Below are 16,788 nucleotides of genomic sequence, written 5' to 3'. Positions count from 1 at the left end.
GGGGCGCGAGGAACTGCGCGAAGCGGGAGGTGCGGCGCCGTCACTTCCGATGTCGCGCAGTTCCTCGCGCCCCCATCGGTTGCCCGCGCAGGGATGCCCCGCGCAGAGGTTGCCCGGGCCCAGGGGTGCCCCGGGCCAGGGCCTGCCCCGGTCCTTCCGGCCGGCCGTGTGCCGCAGGGGGTTCGAGGTGGCCGAACGTCGGTACGCTGCCCTCATGCCTCGCTACGACTTCCGCTGCCGCTCCTGCGGAGCCACCTTCGAACTCCGCCGTGCCATGGCCCAGGCCAACGACCCGGCCGTCTGCCCCCAGGGGCACGCCGACACGGTGAAGCTGCTCTCCACGGTCGCCGTCACCGGCGGCTCCTCCGCCTCGGCCCAGGCCGCCCCCGCCCCCTCGTCGGGCGGCGGCGGGGGCTGCTGCGGCGGGGGCTGCTGCGGCTGACCGGGCGAGCACTGTTCATCGGGGGTGTTCAGGTGTTCCGACGCTGGTGGTTCCTCGGCCTGCTCCGGCCCGCGGAACAGGGCCCGCGGCCGCCCGGCCGCCGCGAGTCGAAGGAGGCCGGGGAACTCGTCCTGCGCGAGTGGCAGGTGCTGCGCGACCGGCTGTCCGCCGTCGCCGCCGAGCGGGTCGCCGCAGCGGGGGACCTCTTCCGCGCCGCGGAGCTGAGCCTGCCGCCCGGGGAGACCGCGGCGCGCCGGGACTACCTGTGGGCGCTGGAGGCGTACGAGGCCGCCGGGCGGCTGCTCGACGAGGCCGCCGGGCTGCCGGACGGCACCGACCTGCCCGACCTGACCGCCGCCGTGGTGCTGGCCGAACAGGCGGTCGAACGGCTGGCCGCCGCGCACACCGTGCACGCGGGCGGGCGGCCCCGGCCGTTCGCCGTGCGCTGCTTCTACAACCCGCTGCACGGCCCGGCCGCGGCGCCCGCGGCCGGCGGCGGCAAGGCGGTGTCCCGCAAGTCCCGCCGCCGGCCCACCGTCGGCGCCCGGGAGGCCGCCGCGGACCGGCGCCCGGCCTGCGCGTCCTGCCGCAACGCCATCCTGGCCGGACAGCACCCGGACGTGCTGCCCGCGCTGCTGCCCGCGGCCGGGGCGGGCCGCCGGGGCGGGCCACCGGTGCTGGTGCCGTACTACGCCGTCCCGCAGCAGTGGTCCCCGTGGTCGGCGACCGCCTGCGGCGCGTACGACGAGGGGACGCCCGCGCTGGTCCTGCGCGGCGGCCACCGCCGGCCCCGCGCCTGAGACCGGGCGGTCCGCCGCGGGCGGCCGTCAGACCTGGACGGAGGCCCCGGCCCGGACCCGGGCCAGCATCCGCCGGACGATCTCCTCGCCGGCCGAGACCCCGATCCGCTCCAGCGCGGTGACCCCGGGCGCCGTCCAGCCGGCCTCGGCCAGCTCGCCGTGGCCGGGGCGCCAGCCGTGGTCGGCGGCGAGCAGCAGGTCCGCATCGAGCAGCGAGTCGCCGGCGGACAGCACGGTGGCGGCGCCGGTCCGACGCTCGACCTCGGCCAACGCGGCGCTCTTGCTCAGCGGCGACGGCACCGCGTACACCTTGCGGCCCTGCAGCGAGATGTTCCAGCCGCGCTCCTCCGACCAGCCGGTCAGCTCGGCGAGCCAGCCCTCCGGCAGGTCGGCGCGCTCGACCACCAGGTAGGCGAACAGGTCCTCGGCGACCCGCCGCTTGTGGGTCCACTCCGGGTCGGCGGTGATCGCCAGGTGCTCGACCACCTCGGCGAGCGGGGCGCACGAGGCGGCCAGCCGGCCGCGCACCTCGGTCTGCCAGTCCTGGTCCGGCACGCCGTCGACCAGCAGGTGGCCGCCGTTGGCGCAGATCGCGTACTTCGGGATCCAGCCGGGGACCGGCCCGGGCAGGTGGACCCGCTCGTACTGGGCGCGGGTCCGGGTGGTGGCGGGGACGAAGGTGGCCAGCGCGGTCAGCTCGACCAGCAGCTCGGCCGCCTCCTCGGTCATGAAGGACAGCGCCCGCCCGTCGTGCACCTCGACCGCCAGCAGCCGCGGGGCCAGCCGGTCGGGCATCTCCAGGGCCAGCGCCCGGTTGGAGTAGATCAGGGTGCGGTCGAGGTCGCTCGCCACCAGGAACCGGCTGTCCATCAGTTGTCCTCCGCTCGCACTGCGGTCCCGTCGGCGCCGACGGCGCCCCGGGTGTAGCGGGGGTGGATCAGGCCCACGCAGGAGTACGGCAGCCCGTCCACCTCCTCCACGGGTACGCCGCGCTGCTCGGCCAGCAGCCGGACGTGGTCCAGGTCGGTGCCGGCCCCGCGGCGGGCCAGCACCCGCCACGGCACCCGGCGGAGCATCACCCGGGTGGTCTCGCCGACGCCGGGCTTGACCAGGTTGACGTTGTCGATGCCGTACTCGGCGCTGATCCGCTCGACCGCGGCCCAGCCCTCCCAGGTGGGGGCGCGGTCCTCGGCGGCGAGGCGCCGGGCCGCGGCCGCGGCGGCCTCCCGGACGCTCTCGAAGCGGTCCACCACCGCGGCGACGAAGGCCTGCGAGACGTCGGCGCCGCCGAGCTCGCGGTAGAACTTGGCGCCGTGGAACTCGTCCGGGCCGATCAGGTCGTCGCGCAGCACGGTCCGCGAGATCAGGCCGGAGACGGTGGAGTTGAGGCAGGCCGACGGGATCAGGAAGTCGTCCCGGGTGCCGTAGGTGCGCACGCAGCCGCCGGGGTCGGCGAGCACCGCGAGGTCGGGGTCGAAGCCGGTGCCGTCCAGCGCGGCGGCCAGCTCCCTGGTGATCGCGCCCTTGCCGGTCCAGCCGTCGACGAAGACCACGTCCCCGGCCGGGTGGTGGCCGGCCAGGTAGCGCAGCGCGACCCGGTCGATGCCGCGCCCGCGGACGATCGACACGGTGTAGTGCGGGACGTCCAGACCGTGGGCGAAGCCCAGCCAGCGGCGGATCAGGATGCCGACCGGGGTGCCGGCCCGGGCCAGCGAGGCCAGCACCAGGCCCCGGCCGCGCTCGCGCAGCAGCGTCTCGGCGACGGTGCCGACCGCCAGCGCGATCCGCTCGGCCGAGGCGGTCAGCGCCTGCTGGAACAGCTCCTGGTACTCGGGGCTGGGCTGGTACTCGACCGGCAGCGACTCGGCGTAGTGGGCGCCGCCCGACTGGACGGCCTCCTCGCGCTCCTCGGTCGGGGCCTCCAGCGCCACCCCGGAGAGGTCCTTGAGCAGCCAGGTGACGTCCTGCGCCGGGTAGGAGGAGAACGCCGGTCCGTACAGCGGCGGCGAGGTGGTCGGATTGGTGTCGGTGATCATGCCGGCCTTCGGTGGGGGTGCTCAGCTTGCATGGTGGTGCAGCGAGACGTCAGCGGGGTGTCGATGGGCGGTACGAGGGGAGAACGGCCAGCACCACCTGGTCGGTGACCTGCCGCAACTGCTGCAGCAGGGCCCGTTCGCCCTCGGCCAGGGCGGGGGTGTCGGCCGGGTCGTCCACCACCAGGACCACGCTGTCGAAGCGGCGGGAGACGTCGTCGCCGGGGGCGACGTTGTAGGCGTAGCGCTCGCCCGGCCCGTCGGCCGGGTCGTCGTGGGCCGGGAAGGCCAGCCGGGTGCGGATCGCGTAGCCCGGGTCGTCCACGGCCAGTACCGGGGAGCGGGTGGTGGTGGAGAACCGCACCCGGTGCTCCCCGAGCCGTTCGGCCAGCGCCCCGGCGAGGCGCAGCGGCGCGTACATCAGCTCCTCGAAGCCGAGCACCAGGACGCTCCCGCCGGTGACGTGGCCGGCCAGCTGGGCGGCGAAGGCCGGCAGCGCCCGTTCCAGCCGGGCCCGGTGGTCGCGGGTGAAGCCGTGCCGTCCGCCGTCGGGCAGGCCGGCCGGCCAGTCCAGCTCGACCCGCGCCAGCGGGGCGGGCTCCCCGGCCGGCAGCGGCGCCTGGGGGTCGGCCGCCTCGATCAGGGCCTGCGCCCGGGCGAGCGCGTCCGGCGGCAGTTCGACCCCGCCGTCGGCGGTGGCGACCAGGTCGAGCCGGGCGCCGAGCTCGGCGGCGGCCTCGGCCAGCCGGGTGCGGTCCGCAGCGGTGCGCAGGTCCACCAGGGCGACCACCACGTAGTGGCTGCGGGGGTGGGTGGCGTGCAGGGCGCGGACGGTGTTGAGCACCGTGTTGCCGGTGGAGAACTCGTCGTCCACCAGGACCAGCGGCCCGTCCCCGGCCAGCAGCGCCGGGTCCTCGGGCAGCAGCAGGTGGGAGGTGGCGTGCGAGTGCTCCTCCTCGAAGCCGCCGACCGCCGCCACCCCGGCCACCGGCCGGCGGGTGGAGTGCAGGTAGGGCGCGTCCAGGCCGTCGGCGACGCTGTGGCCGAGCGCGGTGGCGGTCTCCGCGTAGCCGAGCACCACGGCCCGGGCGGCGGCCTCGGGGCCGAGCAGTTCGCGGACCCGGCGGCCGAGCTCCAGGCCGGCGCCGTGCACCACGGCGGGGCGCTGCGGGACGTGCTTGCCGAGCACCCCGGAGACCAGCAGGTGGGCCCGCCGGGGGTTCTTCCGCAGGGCGAGGCCGATCAGGGCGGGCAGCTCGGGGGAGCCGGTGAGCCGCAGATCCAGCCGGTCGGTGACCCACTGGCCGGTCCAGGGCGCCGGCTGCGCGTGCTGTGCTGTCAAAACTCCTGCTTTCGGGTGGTGCCGCTCGGGCGAGGGTACGTGCTCCGGCCCTGCTCAGGGGCACAGGCAGGCGCTGAGCAGCTCGGCGAAGCTGACCTCCTCGCGGGCCACGCCGAAGACCTCGGCCCGCAGCAGCACCCGCTCGGCCCAGGCGCGGTGCGGCTTGGCCTCGTTCATCTTGTTGGTGTACGCCGAACGCAGCACCCCGCCGCCGCCGAGGCTCTGCTGGAGGATGTCCTGGGCGTCCGAGTACTCCTCGTGGGTGACCACGGACAGTGCGTGCACGGCGGGGACGTGGCTGGGGTGGATGCAGGTCTTGCCGAGCAGGCCGTTGGCCCGGTCGAGCTCGATCTCGCGGATCAGGCCGTCCAGGTCGTGCTCGATGATCTGCTGGCGCAGGCCCTCCGCGGGCGGGTGCGCCTCGGCGAACGGGGTGCGGCGCAGCTGCGGCTTGAAGATCCGCTCCTGGACCGGGAAGTACTCCCAGACCGGGCCGGTGATGGTGAAGCCGCTGCCGTCGGCCCGGCCGAGCACGTTGACCACGTCGCCGATCACGCCGGCCACCAGGGCGACGTCGTAGGCGGTCAGGTCCGGCGAGCGGCGCAGCCCGTAGGCGGAGCACAGGTCGGTCACGCCGAGCCGGACGGCGAGGATCCGCTCGCGGTACTTCTCCAGCAGGCGGGCGACGCCGAACAGGGTGTCGCGGCGGCTCTCCAGGTGGGCGAGTTCCGGGGACTCCAGGACCGGCATGGCGAACAGCCGCCGGCCGCAGGCGGCCTCGGCCTCGGTGAGGGCGTCCAGGAAGGCGGCGCCGCTCTCCTCGGTGAACTTCGGCACCACGAAGCCGGTGAGCAGGGCGGTCGCGGCGCCGAGCCGGGCGGTCAGGTCGGTGATCTGGCCGGCGGCGCGGACCCGGACGAACAGCAGCGGGAGCTCCCCTCCGGGGTCCGCGGCGAGCTCGGCGAGGTGCGCGACGAGGTTGGCCTCGGCGGCGGGGACCTCGTGGTCGGCTATCGCGTCCTCCAGGCAGAGCACCATGGAGACCACGCCGCGGCCGGCCTGCTTGCGGATGTCCGCGGCGAGGGTGGCCCGGGTGGCGGGGCTGTACAGGGTGGCGCCGAGGGCGGTGGCGAGCACCGCGGCGTCGGCGGTCCGGTCGAAGACGGCCGGCTGGCGCAGGAAGAGCCGGCCGCGGACGTCCTCCGCGAGGTGACCGAAGTGGCGCAAAGTGCCCTCCCCTGGGTTTGGTTGCGACCCGCCGCGGGGCGGGGCCGGTGACGCCTCAACAGTTGGACGGATGAGCCGGACGAATGGTTCGCCCGGGTTCCACCGCAGCCCGTGATCCGTGCGCAGCCGGGTGGGGCGTTCGGGGAGGGGCGGGAGGCCAGAGCCGTTGGCGGCTTATCGTACGGACAGATTCGGCCATCCGGCGCCTTGAAACATCGAATTCTCGGAAGGTTGCCATCCGCTTCACACAACGCGCTCCCGCGGTCCTCCCCACGGCCGCCCGCGGGCCCGTCCGCGCGGCGGCCGGCGGGGGAGGCGCGTTGTCCGAACCGGTCGCGAACGGGCAGGATGGTGCGCTATGACGCATGAGATGGCGAAGGGCGCCAACATCCCGCTGACGGCCGCCGCGGTCCGCGCCGTGCTGCGCTGGACGGACTCGCCCGGCACCCCCGACGTGGACGCCTCCGCGCTGCTCGTGGGCGCCGGCGGCAAGGTCCGCTCGGACGCCGACTTCGTCTTCTACAACCAGCCCCGGCACCCGTCCGGCCTGGTGCGCCACCTGCCCAAGCAGGGCTCGGACTCCGGTTCCGAGGTCTGGGACGCCATCGAGGTGGACCTCGCCAAGCTGCCGGCCGAGGTCGACCGGGTGGTGCTGGCGGGCTCCGCCGAGGGCGGTTCGTTCCGTTCCGTGCCCGGTCTGCGGGTGCTGCTGCACGACGCGGCGGCGCCCGAGGGCGCCGATCCGCTGGCCCGGTTCGCGGTGACGGACACCGGCGAGGTCACCGCGCTGGTGGCGGCCGAGCTGTACCGGCGCGACGGCGGCTGGAAGTTCCGCGCCGTCGGGCAGGGCTACACCAGCGGTCTCGGCGGCCTGGCCACCGACTACGGCATCGCGGTCGAGGACGACGCCGACGGCGTCCCGGGCGGCCCGGACTCCACCGGCGGCGCCCAGCTGCAGCGCCTGCCCGAGGACCAGCACAGCGCGCCGCCGGTCGAGGAGCCGGACACCTACACCCTCGCTCCGGCCACCCCGGCGGCCCCGCTCACCCCGCCGCCCGGCCCCGCGGCCGCGCCGGTGCCGCCTCCGCCGAGCACGCCCCCGGCGGGCTACGGCTACCCGCCCCAGCAGTCGCCGCAGCCCCAGCCGGCCGGCTACCCGGGGTACGGCTACCCCCCGCAGCAGCCGCACCCGACGGGCTACGGCTACCCGCCGCAGCAGCCGCCGACCGGGTACGGCCACCCGCAGCAGCAGGTCGCTCCCCCGCAGCCGCCGGCGCCGCCGGCCCGTCCGCAGCAGCCCGGCGGCTTCGTGCTGCCGCCGCAGGGCCCGCAGTTCCAGCCGCGCTGACCGGGGCGGCTCAGCTGCCGCCGGGGGCGCTCGGTCCGCTCTTGTAGCCGCGCTGCCACTGCATGCCGAAGCCGTAGAGCCGGTCCAGGTCGGACTGGAAGCCGTGCACGTACCGCACCTCGCGGCGGACGGTGAGCTGGCCGTCCCCGGAGTTCTCGATCAGCACCACCGCGCAGGAGCGGGCCGCCGGGGCCCGTTCGTCCAGCTTGATCTCCAGCCGCGGGCCGCTCTGCGGCACGATGGTCACGGTGGCGTGGGTGCGGTCGAAGGCCGGGGTGTCGTCGTAGATGTAGACGAAGATCAGTAAGCGCTTGAACTGGTCCTTCTTCTCCAGGTTGATGTACATCGTCTCGCCGGACGGCGCACCGTAGACGTCGTCGCCGCTCAGCTTGATGTACGGCGGCCGGTTCAGGTCGCCGAAGAGCTGGCCGAGCGGCTGGACCACGCCCCGGGTGCCGTCGGCCAGCTCGTACAGGCAGGCGAGGTCGAGGTCGACGTTCAGCTGGGGCCGGTTGAAGGAGTCCGGCGCCATCGGCCGCAGGATCCGCGGGTCGAACAGCCGGCGCAGCGAGGAGCCGCCGCCCGGGCCGTCGGCGGTCCGGGCCGCCCAGTGCAGGTTGACGTACAGGTAGCCGGTGGTGGCGGCCGAGCCGGTGATCGCGTGCTGCGGGCGGGACTTGGTCAGCGTGATCTTGAACTGGCCGCCGGAGTCCACACTGTTCCGATCACCCTTCAGGAACTCCCACACCGAGACCATCGCGTCCTCCCCCAGAGCCAGTCCGATCCGACCGGGCCCATGATCCCGCAGCCGGCCCTCCCATCGTGCCCGTACCGCGCCATCAGGGCCATACCCACCCGGTGCCGGTGAGTCAACGTCAGCCGGCCCGCGTTCCGCTGCTGGCCGAAGGATCCCCACTCCCGTAACATGCCGCACCCCTGGACGCGATATCGTCTCTCCGCACAGGTGTCCCGCCCGCCACGTCCCCGGCGTCCGCGACGTACCGTCAGACCCGCCTCCCCCCGGCGGGATCCGGCCCCTGTGCCCGACCGCGAAGCTCCTCTTCGTCCCTGCGGAAAGCCGAGGCCCTCCCCGCGATGAACCTCTCCTCCATACAGCTGGTCTGGGCCGTCGTCGGCGGCGCAGCCCTGCTGTTCACCGCCATCCTGGTGGCCTTCCTGCGCTTCAAGAACAACGGTGCCGACGAGAGCGCCGACTCCTGGGAACGCAGCGAGGAGCGCCGGCGCCGCAAGGAGGCCGTCTACGGCGGCGCCTCGTACGTGCTGCTCTTCTGCTGCGCCGGCGTGGCCGCGGCGCTCTCCTTCCACGGTCTGGTCGGTTTCGGCCAGCAGAACCTGAACCTCTCCGGCGGCTGGGAGTACCTGGTCCCGTTCGGCCTGGACGGCGCCGCGATGTTCTGCTCGGTGCTCGCCGTCCGCGAGGCCAGCCACGGTGACGCCGCGCTCGGCTCCCGCCTGCTGGTCTGGCTGTTCGCGGTCGCCTCGGCCTGGTTCAACTGGGTGCACGCGCCGCGCGGCGGCATGCACGACGGCGCCCCGCAGTTCTTCGCCGGCATGTCGATCTCGGCCGCCGTGCTGTTCGACCGCGCGCTCAAGCAGACCCGCCGGGCCGCCCTGCGCGAGCAGGGCCTGATCCCCCGCCCGCTGCCGCAGATCCGGATCGTGCGCTGGCTGCGCGCCCCCCGCGAGACCTACGCGGCCTGGTCGCTGATGCTGCTCGAGAACGTCCGCAGCCTCGACGAAGCGGTCGAGGAGGTCCGCGAGGAGCGCCAGGCCAAGCTGGACGCCAAGGTGCGGGCCCGCAGCGCCGACCGCCGCGAGCGGGCCGAGCTGAAGGCGATCGCCCGCCAGGGCGGCATGCTGGCCCGGGCCCGCGGCGGCCGCCAGGTGCCGGCCCTGCCGGTCGGCGGCGACGGCCAGCCCGCTACGGAGCCTGCCCTAGCCAAGGAGTCCGCCGACCCCAGCGGTCCCTCCTCGCTCGAACCCGCCGCGCTGTCGGCCGGCCGCCGGCCCCGCGCCGCCGTGGGCTCCTCCTCCTCCTCCTCCTCGGCTTCGTCGGCCCCGGCCGCCGGTGACCCGTACGCCTCGGACCCGTACCTGAGCTCCTCGCCCTCGTTCGGCTCGTCCTCCTCCTACGGCTCCTCCTCGTACGGCTCGGTCGACCTGACCGCCGACGACGACACGCTGTCGATGCCCAAGCTCGACTCGCTGGAGCGCAAGCTGCGCGCCATCGAGCAGCAGCTCGGCTGACCACCGCGCGAGCACGGCGAAGGGGTCCCCCGCACACTCGGTGCGGGGGACCCCTTCGGCGTTGCGGGGGGGGGGACCGGTCAGGCGGCCGGACTCTCCTCGAGCGTCTGTTCGCGCTTGTTGCGGACGATCGAGGAGAGCAGCGCCGCACCGATGAACGCGACGCCGATCAGCCCGGTGACGATCTCCGGGATGTGGTACTCGATGCCGACCAGCAGGATGACCGCCAGCGCGCCGATCGCGTAGTGCGCGCCGTGCTCCAGGTACACGTAGTCGTCCAGGGTGCCCTTGCGGACCAGGAAGACGGTGAGCGAGCGGATGTACATCGCGCCGATGCCGAGGCCCAGCGTGATCATGAAGATGTCCTGGGAGATGGCGAACGCGCCGACCACGCCGTCGAACGAGAACGAGGCGTCGAGCACCTCCAGGTACAGGAAGAGGAAGAACGCGGCCTTGCCGCCGACCTGGACGATCGACTTACCGGTCTTCTCGGCCTCCTCCTCGGCCTCCTCCTGCGCCTCCAGGCCGGACTCGAAGACCCCGGAGAGGCCGTTCACGGCGAGGTAGGTGGCCAGGCCCATCAGGCCGGCCAGCAGGACGGTCTCGGCGTGCTCGGCGGCGAACAGCCGGGAGGACAGTGCGAGGACGACCAGCGCGATCACCGAGGAGAGGGCGTCCAGCTTGCCGATCTTCTCCAGCGGCTTCTCCAGCCAGCGCAGCCAGTTGAAGTCCTTCTCCTCGAAGATGAAGTCGAGGAAGATCATCAGCAGGAAGATGCCGCCGAAGGCCGCGATGGCCGGGTTGGCCGCCTCCAGGTACTGGGCGTAGGTGAGGCCCTCGTACGTCTTGGAGGAGTCCAGCGCCAGCTCGATCACGGTGCCCGGGCTGAGGTGCGCGGTCAGGCCGACCACCAGCAGCGGGAAGATCAGCCGCATGCCGAAGACGGCGATCAGCACGCCGACGGTGAGGAAGATCTTCTGCCAGAAGGGGTTCATCCGCTTCAGGACCGTGGCGTTGACGACCGCGTTGTCGAACGAGAGGGAGATCTCGAGGACCGAGAGGATCAGCACCACGCCGAATCCTTCGGCCCCCCAGATCAGGCCGGCGGCGATCAGGCCGGCGATCGTGATGGCGAAGGACCATCCGAATGTGCGGAGGAACACGGGGTCAGTTACCTTTCGATTTCAGTGGTTCCAGGCCGGGGCGGGCCGGCCCGCAGGGGTTCCGGGGCACAGCGCCCGCCGGAGGTACGGCTGCTCGAACCGGGCCTTACGATACGTTGACGCCGAAGTCCTGGACGATCCCGCGCAGGCCGGAGGCGTAACCCTGGCCCACCGCACGGAACTTCCACTCGCCCTGGTAGCGGTAGAGCTCACCGAAGATCATCGCGGTCTCGGTGGAGGCGTCCTCGCTCAGGTCGTAGCGGGCGATCTCGGAACCGTCGGCCTGGTCGACCACCCGGATGTAGGCGTTGCCGACCTGGCCGAAGCTCTGCATCCGCGACTCGGCGTCGTAGATGGACACGGCGAAGACCACCTTGTCGACCTGGGCCGGCACCAGGTCGAGGTGGACCTGGACCACCTCGTCGTCGCCGTCCCCGTCGCCGGTCAGGTTGTCGCCCTGGTGCTCGACCGAGCCCTCGGGGCTCTTGAGGTTGTTGTAGAAGACGAAGTACTCGTCGCCCAGCACCTTGCCGCCGGAGCAGAGCAGCGCACTCGCGTCGAGGTCGAACGACGCCCCGGTGGTCGAGCGGGCGTCCCAGCCGAGGCCGATCTGCACCTGGGTCAGGTTCGGCGCGGCCTTGGTCAGCGAGACGTTGCCGCCCTTGGCGAGCGTGACGCTCATGTACTTCCTCCCTAGTCCCCCCGCATCTCGGGGGTCCGAGTCCACGGGTTCCAGCTCTGCCGCCGCACGACGGTGCGGTCGGCGCACCCCAAAGGTCTACGCCCACCGGCGCCCGTGCAGTGCTGCACTCCCGCCTGAACTTCCTGAACTCCCCGGCCCGTCGGCGGGCCGGGGCAGCACAGGGGCCGGCGGGAGCGCTGATCGCTCCCGCCGGCCCCAGGTGGTGCAGCCTATGCGACTGTCACGTCGGTCAGACGTTCACCCCGAAGTCCTGGGCGATGCCGCGCAGGCCGGAGGCGTAGCCCTGGCCGATGGCCCGGAACTTCCACTCGGCGCCGTTGCGGTAGAGCTCACCGAAGACCATCGCGGTCTCGGTGGAGGCGTCCTCGCTCAGGTCGTAGCGGGCGATCTCGGCGCCGCCGGCCTGGTTGAGCACCCGGATGAAGGCGTTGCGGACCTGGCCGAAGCTCTGCTGGCGGTTCTCGGCGTCGTAGATCGACACCGGGAACACGATCTTGGCGATGTCGGCCGGGACGCCGGCCAGGTTCACCTTGATCTGCTCGTCGTCGCCCTCGCCCTCACCGGTGAGGTTGTCACCGGTGTGCTCGACCGAGCCGTCCGCGCTCTTGAGGTTGTTGAAGAAGATGAAGTCGGCGTCCGAGCGGACCTTGCCCTGCTCGTTGCAGAGCAGGGCGCTCGCGTCCAGGTCGAAGCCACTGCCGGTGGTGGTGCGGACGTCCCAGCCGAGGCCGACGATCACCGCGGTCAGGCCGGGGGCCTCCTTGGTGAGCGAGACGTTGCCACCCTTGCTCAGACTGACACCCACGTGCTGCCTCCATGGATCGGGAGGCACGGGTCGGTGCCCCCGGTGGTGCTGTGTCCGGCGCGGCCCGTTCGGGGCGTGCGCCTGTCCTGCCAACGGCCCGATCGTAGTGCCGGGTTCCCCGCCGGGAGGCCAGTCGGCCCGGCGCGCCTCGAAGCTGCGCGCCGGGCCGGCACCGCCACCGGTGCAGCGGCTCAGAGCGCGCCGAGCACCTTCAGGTACTCCTGCTCGTCCCGGGCGTCCGGCAGGCCGTTGACGATCGACCAGCGGACCTGGCCGTCCTTGTCGATGGCGAAGGTGCCGCGCACCGCGCAGCCCTTCTCCTCGTTGAAGACGCCGTAGGCGCGGGAGACCTCGCCGTGCGGCCAGAAGTCGGACAGCAGCGGGTACTCCAGGCCCTCCTGCTCGGCGAAGACCCGGAGGGTGAACGGCGAGTCGTTGGAGACCGCGAGCACCTGGACCTCGTCGTTCTGCAGGCGGGGCAGCTCCTTCTGGATCGCGCACACCTCGCCGGTGCAGACCCCGGTGAAGGCGAACGGGTAGAAGACCAGGACGACGTGCTTCTCGCCCCGGAAGTCGGAGAGCTTCACGAGCTCGCCGTGCTGGTTCTTCAGCTCGAAGTCCGGAGCCTGGGTGCCGACCTCGATGGCCATGGTGGGACCTTCCTCTGGGGTGCCGCGGCCCTCGGTGCGCCGCGCGGACAGGGGCATCCTCGCATCCGTTCGGGGCCATTAGGCCGAACGGGTGAGGGCTTCCCGCTGGTGACCGCCCGGTTTCGCCCTGGGTGAACAACGCTCCCGGCAGCTCCTCCAGTCCGCGGCCCCGAAGCGACCGGGCCCCGCTGGAGGAAGCTCCAGCGGGGCCCGGTTCGGCGGTCGGGCGAGGACCTAGCGCTTGCCGGTGCGCGAGGCCTTCGGCGAGGCGAGCCTGGTGCCGGCCCAGTCCTTGGCGACCGACACCGAGCTGGTCTGGGCGAGACCGGCGGTGCGGGCGGCGTCGGCGATGTCGGAGGCCTCGATGTGCCCGTCACGCCCCGTCTTGGGGGTCAGCAGCCAGACCAGGCCGCCCTCCGCCAGGTACTCCAGCGCGTCGACCAGGGCGTCGGTGAGATCCCCGTCCTCCTCGCGGTGCCACAGCAGGACGGCGTCTGCGACGTCGTCGTAGTCCTCGTCGACGAGCTCGGTACCAGTGATGTCCTCGATGCCCTCGCGGAGCTCCTGGTCACTGTCATCGTCGTACCCGAGCTCCTGGACGATCTGGCCCTCTTCGAAGCCGAAACGCAGTGCCGGGTTGGACTTGTCCGCGGGGTCCGCGGTCGCGCTCACGGGAATAACCTCCAGTATTCGGCCCGGCGTCCATGCCGAGGCTGTGGCCGTAGTCCACACGGGACCGGCGGTTCGCGCAAGTACCCGACCCCCGATCCCACCCAAAGGTTGACGTGTCGCGGCGGGACACGCCGGTCCGCAGTGGCGGGAATCACACCGATTTGCCCTTTTCCCCACCGGACAACGATGCTTCCCCCGGTCCCGGGGCCACATGCCGTACAGCTGACCGAGATGCGAACGGCATTCGGGGGACTCGCCCACGCGGGCGTAGAGTCTCCTGTTGGCCCTCACCCTGACCGCCCGCCATCGGGCGGCCGGGTAACCAGGTCGGACCACCTCTTCGTAACCCCCGGGGGTGCACGGCGAAGGCAATGACGCCCTCCGCCGCACGCTTCCTGACCGCTCCGCCCAACAGGTGGAACGGTTACCGATCGGTAGAGATGACGGATCTCCGAGTCGCGGTACACGATGGAGGCGGCGCGACACACCTCAGTTTCGACCGACAGTGAAGGAACAGCGTGGCTTCCGGATCCGATCGCAACCCGATCATCATTGGCGGCCTTCCGAGTCAGGTCCCGGACTTCGATCCCGAGGAGACCGCGGAATGGCTGGAGTCGCTTGACGCCGCCATCGACGAGCGGGGGCGCGAGCGTGCCCGCTACCTGATGCTGCGGCTGATCGAGCGCGCCCGCGAGAAGCGTGTCGCCGTGCCCGAGATGCGCAGCACGGACTACGTCAACACCATCGCCACCAAGGACGAGCCGTTCTTCCCCGGCAACGAGGAGATCGAGCGCAAGGTCCTGAACGCGACCCGCTGGAACGCGGCCGTGATGGTCTCCCGGGCCCAGCGCCCCGGCATCGGCGTCGGTGGCCACATCGCCACCTTCGCCTCCTCCGCGTCGCTCTACGACGTGGGCTTCAACTACTTCTTCCGGGGCAAGGACGCCGACGGCGAGTCCGGCGACCAGATCTTCTTCCAGGGTCACGCCTCCCCCGGCATCTACGCCCGCGCCTTCCTGCTGGACCGGCTCAGCGAGCAGCAGCTCGACGCCTTCCGGCAGGAGAAGTCGAAGGCGCCGTACGGCCTGTCCAGCTACCCGCACCCGCGGCTGATGCCGGACTTCTGGGAGTTCCCGACCGTCTCGATGGGCCTCGGCCCGCTCGGCGCGATCTACCAGGCCCGGATGAACCGGTACCTGGAGCACCGCGGCATCAAGGACACCTCCCAGTCGCACGTCTACGCCTTCCTCGGCGACGGCGAGATGGACGAGCCCGAGTCGCTCGGCCAGCTCTCGCTGGCGGCCCGCGAGGGCCTGGACAACCTGACCTTCGTGGTCAACTGCAACCTGCAGCGCCTGGACGGCCCGGTCCGCGGCAACGGCAAGATCATCCAGGAGCTGGAGTCGCAGTTCCGCGGCGCCGGCTGGAACGTGATCAAGCTGATCTGGGACCGCAGCTGGGACCCGCTGCTCGCCCAGGACCGCGACGGCGTGCTGGTCAACAAGATGAACACCACCGTCGACGGCCAGTTCCAGACGTACGCCACCGAGACCGGCGCGTACATCCGCGAGCACTTCTTCGGCGGCGACCTGCGGCTGCGCGCGATGGTCGAGAACATGACCGACAAGCAGATCCAGCACCTGGGCCGCGGCGGTCACGACCACGCCAAGGTGTACGCGGCCTTCAAGGCGGCCCGCGAGCACGTCGGCCAGCCGACCGTGATCCTCGCCCAGACCGTCAAGGGCTGGACGCTGGGTCCGAACTTCGAGGGCCGCAACGCGACCCACCAGATGAAGAAGCTCACGGTCGAGGACCTCAAGCGCTTCCGCGACCGGCTGCACCTGCCGATCACCGACAAGCAGCTCGACGAGGGCTACCCGCCCTACTACCACCCGGGCAAGGACTCGGAGGAGATCCAGTACATGCACGACCGCCGGCGCGAGCTCGGCGGTTACGTGCCGACCCGCAAGGTGCGGCCGCGCAAGCTGGAGCTCCCCGGCGACGACGCCTACAAGGCGGTCAAGAAGGGCTCGGGCAACCAGACCATCGCCACCACCATGGCGTTCGTCCGGGTGCTCAAGGACCTGATGCGGGACAAGGGCATCGGCAACCGCTTCGTGCCGATCGCGCCGGACGAGTACCGCACCTTCGGCATGGACTCGCTCTTCCCGTCCGCCAAGATCTACAACCCGCTCGGCCAGACCTACGAGTCGGTCGACCGCGAGCTGCTGCTGGCGTACAAGGAGTCCCCGACCGGCCAGATGCTGCACGACGGCATCTCCGAGGCCGGCTGCACCGCCTCGCTGATCGCCGCCGGCTCCTCGTACGCGACGCACGGCGAGCCGCTGATCCCGGTCTACGTCTTCTACTCGATGTTCGGGTTCCAGCGCACCGGCGACCAGTTCTGGCAGATGGCCGACCAGCTGGCCCGCGGTTTCGTGATCGGCGCCACGGCGGGCCGCACCACGCTGACCGGCGAGGGCCTGCAGCACGCGGACGGCCACTCGCACCTGCTGGCCTCGACCAACCCCGGCGTGGTCGCCTACGACCCGGCGTACGGTTTCGAGATCGCGCACATCGTCCAGGACGGTCTGCGGCGGATGTACGGCTCGTCGGCGGAGTTCCCGCACGGCGAGGACGTCTTCTACTACATGACGGTCTACAACGAGCCGATCAAGATGCCGGCCGAGCCGGAGAACGTCGACGTCGAGGGCATCCTCAAGGGTCTGCACCGGTACGCGCCGGGCACCGCGGGCCAGATCCCGGCCCAGATCCTCGCCTCCGGCGTGGCGGTGCCGTGGGCCCTGGAGGCCCAGCGCATCCTCGCCGAGGAGTGGAACGTCAAGGCCGACGTGTGGTCCGCGACCTCCTGGAACGAGCTGCGCCGCGACGCGGTGGAGGCCGAGGAGTTCAACCTGCTGCACCCCGAGGAGCCGCAGCGCGTCCCGTACGTGACGGCCAAGCTCCAGGGCGCCGAGGGCCCGTTCGTCGCGGTGTCCGACTGGATGCGCGCGGTGCCGGACCAGATCTCGCGCTGGGTGCCGGGCCAGTACCAGTCGCTGGGCGCCGACGGTTTCGGCTTCGCCGACACCCGCGGTGCGGCGCGTCGCTTCTTCCACATCGACGCGCAGTCGGTGGTCCTGGGCGTGCTCACCGAGCTCGCCAAGCAGGGCAAGATCGACCGCAGCCTGCTGAAGGCGGCCATCGACCGCTACCAGCTGCTGGACGTGGCGGCGGCCGACCCGGGCGCCGCCGGCGGCGACGCCTGATCCGCTCCACCCGCTGACGCCGGGGGCCGGACTCCTTCCGAGGGGTCCGGCCCCCGGCCGTTCCCG

15 protein-coding genes are annotated in these 16,788 nt (G+C 72.4%); 5 read left to right on the top strand and 10 right to left on the bottom strand.

Features of this window, described 5'->3' with window-relative positions; genetic code table 11:
• Nucleotides 1-214 precede the first annotated feature (214 nt).
• On the top strand, nt 215-442 hold the full coding sequence (locus AC2TEW_RS22220; RefSeq protein WP_033824158.1) for an FmdB family zinc ribbon protein: 228 nt from the start codon (nt 215-217) through the stop codon (nt 440-442).
• A 32-nt stretch (nt 443-474) separates the two neighbouring features.
• Entirely contained in the window at nt 475-1,242 is a 768-nt protein-coding gene (locus AC2TEW_RS22215; protein WP_484625078.1) for a hypothetical protein, read from the top strand.
• Nucleotides 1,243-1,269: 27 nt separating this feature from the next.
• On the opposite strand, the gene AC2TEW_RS22210 is transcribed toward AC2TEW_RS22215, so the two are convergent.
• Genes AC2TEW_RS22210 through AC2TEW_RS22195 form a run of 4 tightly spaced genes read right to left on the bottom strand, consistent with a single transcriptional unit; the run spans nt 1,270 to nt 5,844 of the window.
• Nucleotides 1,270-2,112 carry an HAD family hydrolase gene (locus AC2TEW_RS22210; RefSeq protein WP_033824156.1) on the bottom strand — a complete coding sequence of 281 codons (843 nt, stop codon included), beginning with the start codon at nt 2,110-2,112 and terminating at the stop codon, nt 1,270-1,272.
• Entirely contained in the window at nt 2,112-3,278 is a 1,167-nt protein-coding gene (locus AC2TEW_RS22205; RefSeq protein WP_484625077.1) for a cysteine protease StiP family protein, read from the bottom strand. The genes AC2TEW_RS22210 and AC2TEW_RS22205 overlap by 1 nt, the downstream gene beginning before the upstream one ends.
• A 49-nt stretch (nt 3,279-3,327) precedes the next feature.
• Nucleotides 3,328-4,617: a phosphoribosyltransferase family protein gene (locus AC2TEW_RS22200; protein ID WP_484625076.1), complete on the bottom strand. Its 1,290-nt coding sequence runs from the start codon at nt 4,615-4,617 to the stop codon at nt 3,328-3,330.
• 54 nt (nt 4,618-4,671) lie between these two features.
• Nucleotides 4,672-5,844 carry an HpcH/HpaI aldolase/citrate lyase family protein gene (locus AC2TEW_RS22195; protein WP_484625075.1) on the bottom strand — a complete coding sequence of 391 codons (1,173 nt, stop codon included), beginning with the start codon at nt 5,842-5,844 and terminating at the stop codon, nt 4,672-4,674.
• 358 nt (nt 5,845-6,202) lie between these two features.
• Between AC2TEW_RS22195 and AC2TEW_RS22190 the strand changes: the two genes are divergently transcribed.
• Nucleotides 6,203-7,192, top strand: a complete 990-nt coding sequence (locus AC2TEW_RS22190; protein ID WP_484625074.1) for a TerD family protein — start codon at nt 6,203-6,205, stop codon at nt 7,190-7,192.
• Between the two features lie 10 nt (nt 7,193-7,202).
• Here AC2TEW_RS22190 and AC2TEW_RS22185 read toward each other — a convergent pair whose 3' ends face one another.
• A complete protein-coding gene (locus AC2TEW_RS22185; protein WP_484625073.1) occupies nt 7,203-7,949 on the bottom strand; it encodes a Tellurium resistance in 747 nt (248 codons plus the stop codon).
• Between the two features lie 338 nt (nt 7,950-8,287).
• On the opposite strand from AC2TEW_RS22185, the gene AC2TEW_RS22180 reads away from it, so the two are divergent.
• The gene (locus AC2TEW_RS22180) at nt 8,288-9,460 is read left to right on the top strand and encodes a DUF2637 domain-containing protein (protein ID WP_484625072.1); all 1,173 of its coding nucleotides are present in this window, start codon (nt 8,288-8,290) and stop codon (nt 9,458-9,460) included.
• Nucleotides 9,461-9,540: 80 nt separating this feature from the next.
• Here AC2TEW_RS22180 and AC2TEW_RS22175 read toward each other — a convergent pair whose 3' ends face one another.
• The 5 genes from AC2TEW_RS22175 to AC2TEW_RS22155 form a co-directional block, all read right to left on the bottom strand.
• The gene (locus AC2TEW_RS22175; protein ID WP_484625071.1) at nt 9,541-10,623 is read right to left on the bottom strand and encodes a DUF475 domain-containing protein; all 1,083 of its coding nucleotides are present in this window, start codon (nt 10,621-10,623) and stop codon (nt 9,541-9,543) included.
• 106 nt (nt 10,624-10,729) lie between these two features.
• Entirely contained in the window at nt 10,730-11,305 is a 576-nt protein-coding gene (locus AC2TEW_RS22170; protein ID WP_484625070.1) for a TerD family protein, read from the bottom strand.
• A gap of 250 nt (nt 11,306-11,555) precedes the next feature.
• Entirely contained in the window at nt 11,556-12,131 is a 576-nt protein-coding gene (locus tag AC2TEW_RS22165) for a TerD family protein (RefSeq protein ID WP_484625069.1), read from the bottom strand.
• 191 nt (nt 12,132-12,322) lie between these two features.
• Nucleotides 12,323-12,781 (bottom strand): peroxiredoxin, encoded by a 459-nt coding sequence (locus tag AC2TEW_RS22160; RefSeq protein WP_484625068.1) that lies wholly within the window; start codon nt 12,779-12,781, stop codon nt 12,323-12,325.
• A 234-nt stretch (nt 12,782-13,015) separates the two neighbouring features.
• Entirely contained in the window at nt 13,016-13,453 is a 438-nt protein-coding gene (locus AC2TEW_RS22155; protein WP_484625067.1) for a DUF3052 domain-containing protein, read from the bottom strand.
• A gap of 518 nt (nt 13,454-13,971) precedes the next feature.
• On the opposite strand from AC2TEW_RS22155, the gene aceE reads away from it, so the two are divergent.
• Nucleotides 13,972-16,722, top strand: a complete 2,751-nt coding sequence (gene aceE, locus AC2TEW_RS22150; RefSeq protein ID WP_484625066.1) for a pyruvate dehydrogenase (acetyl-transferring), homodimeric type — start codon at nt 13,972-13,974, stop codon at nt 16,720-16,722.
• Nucleotides 16,723-16,788: the final 66 nt, after the last annotated feature.

The sequence above is a fragment of the Kitasatospora sp. NEAU-CNBT7 genome, assembly GCF_057220535.1.
The sequence above is the reverse complement of the archived record's forward strand: the minus strand, read 5'-3'. Positions and strand labels throughout refer to the sequence as shown.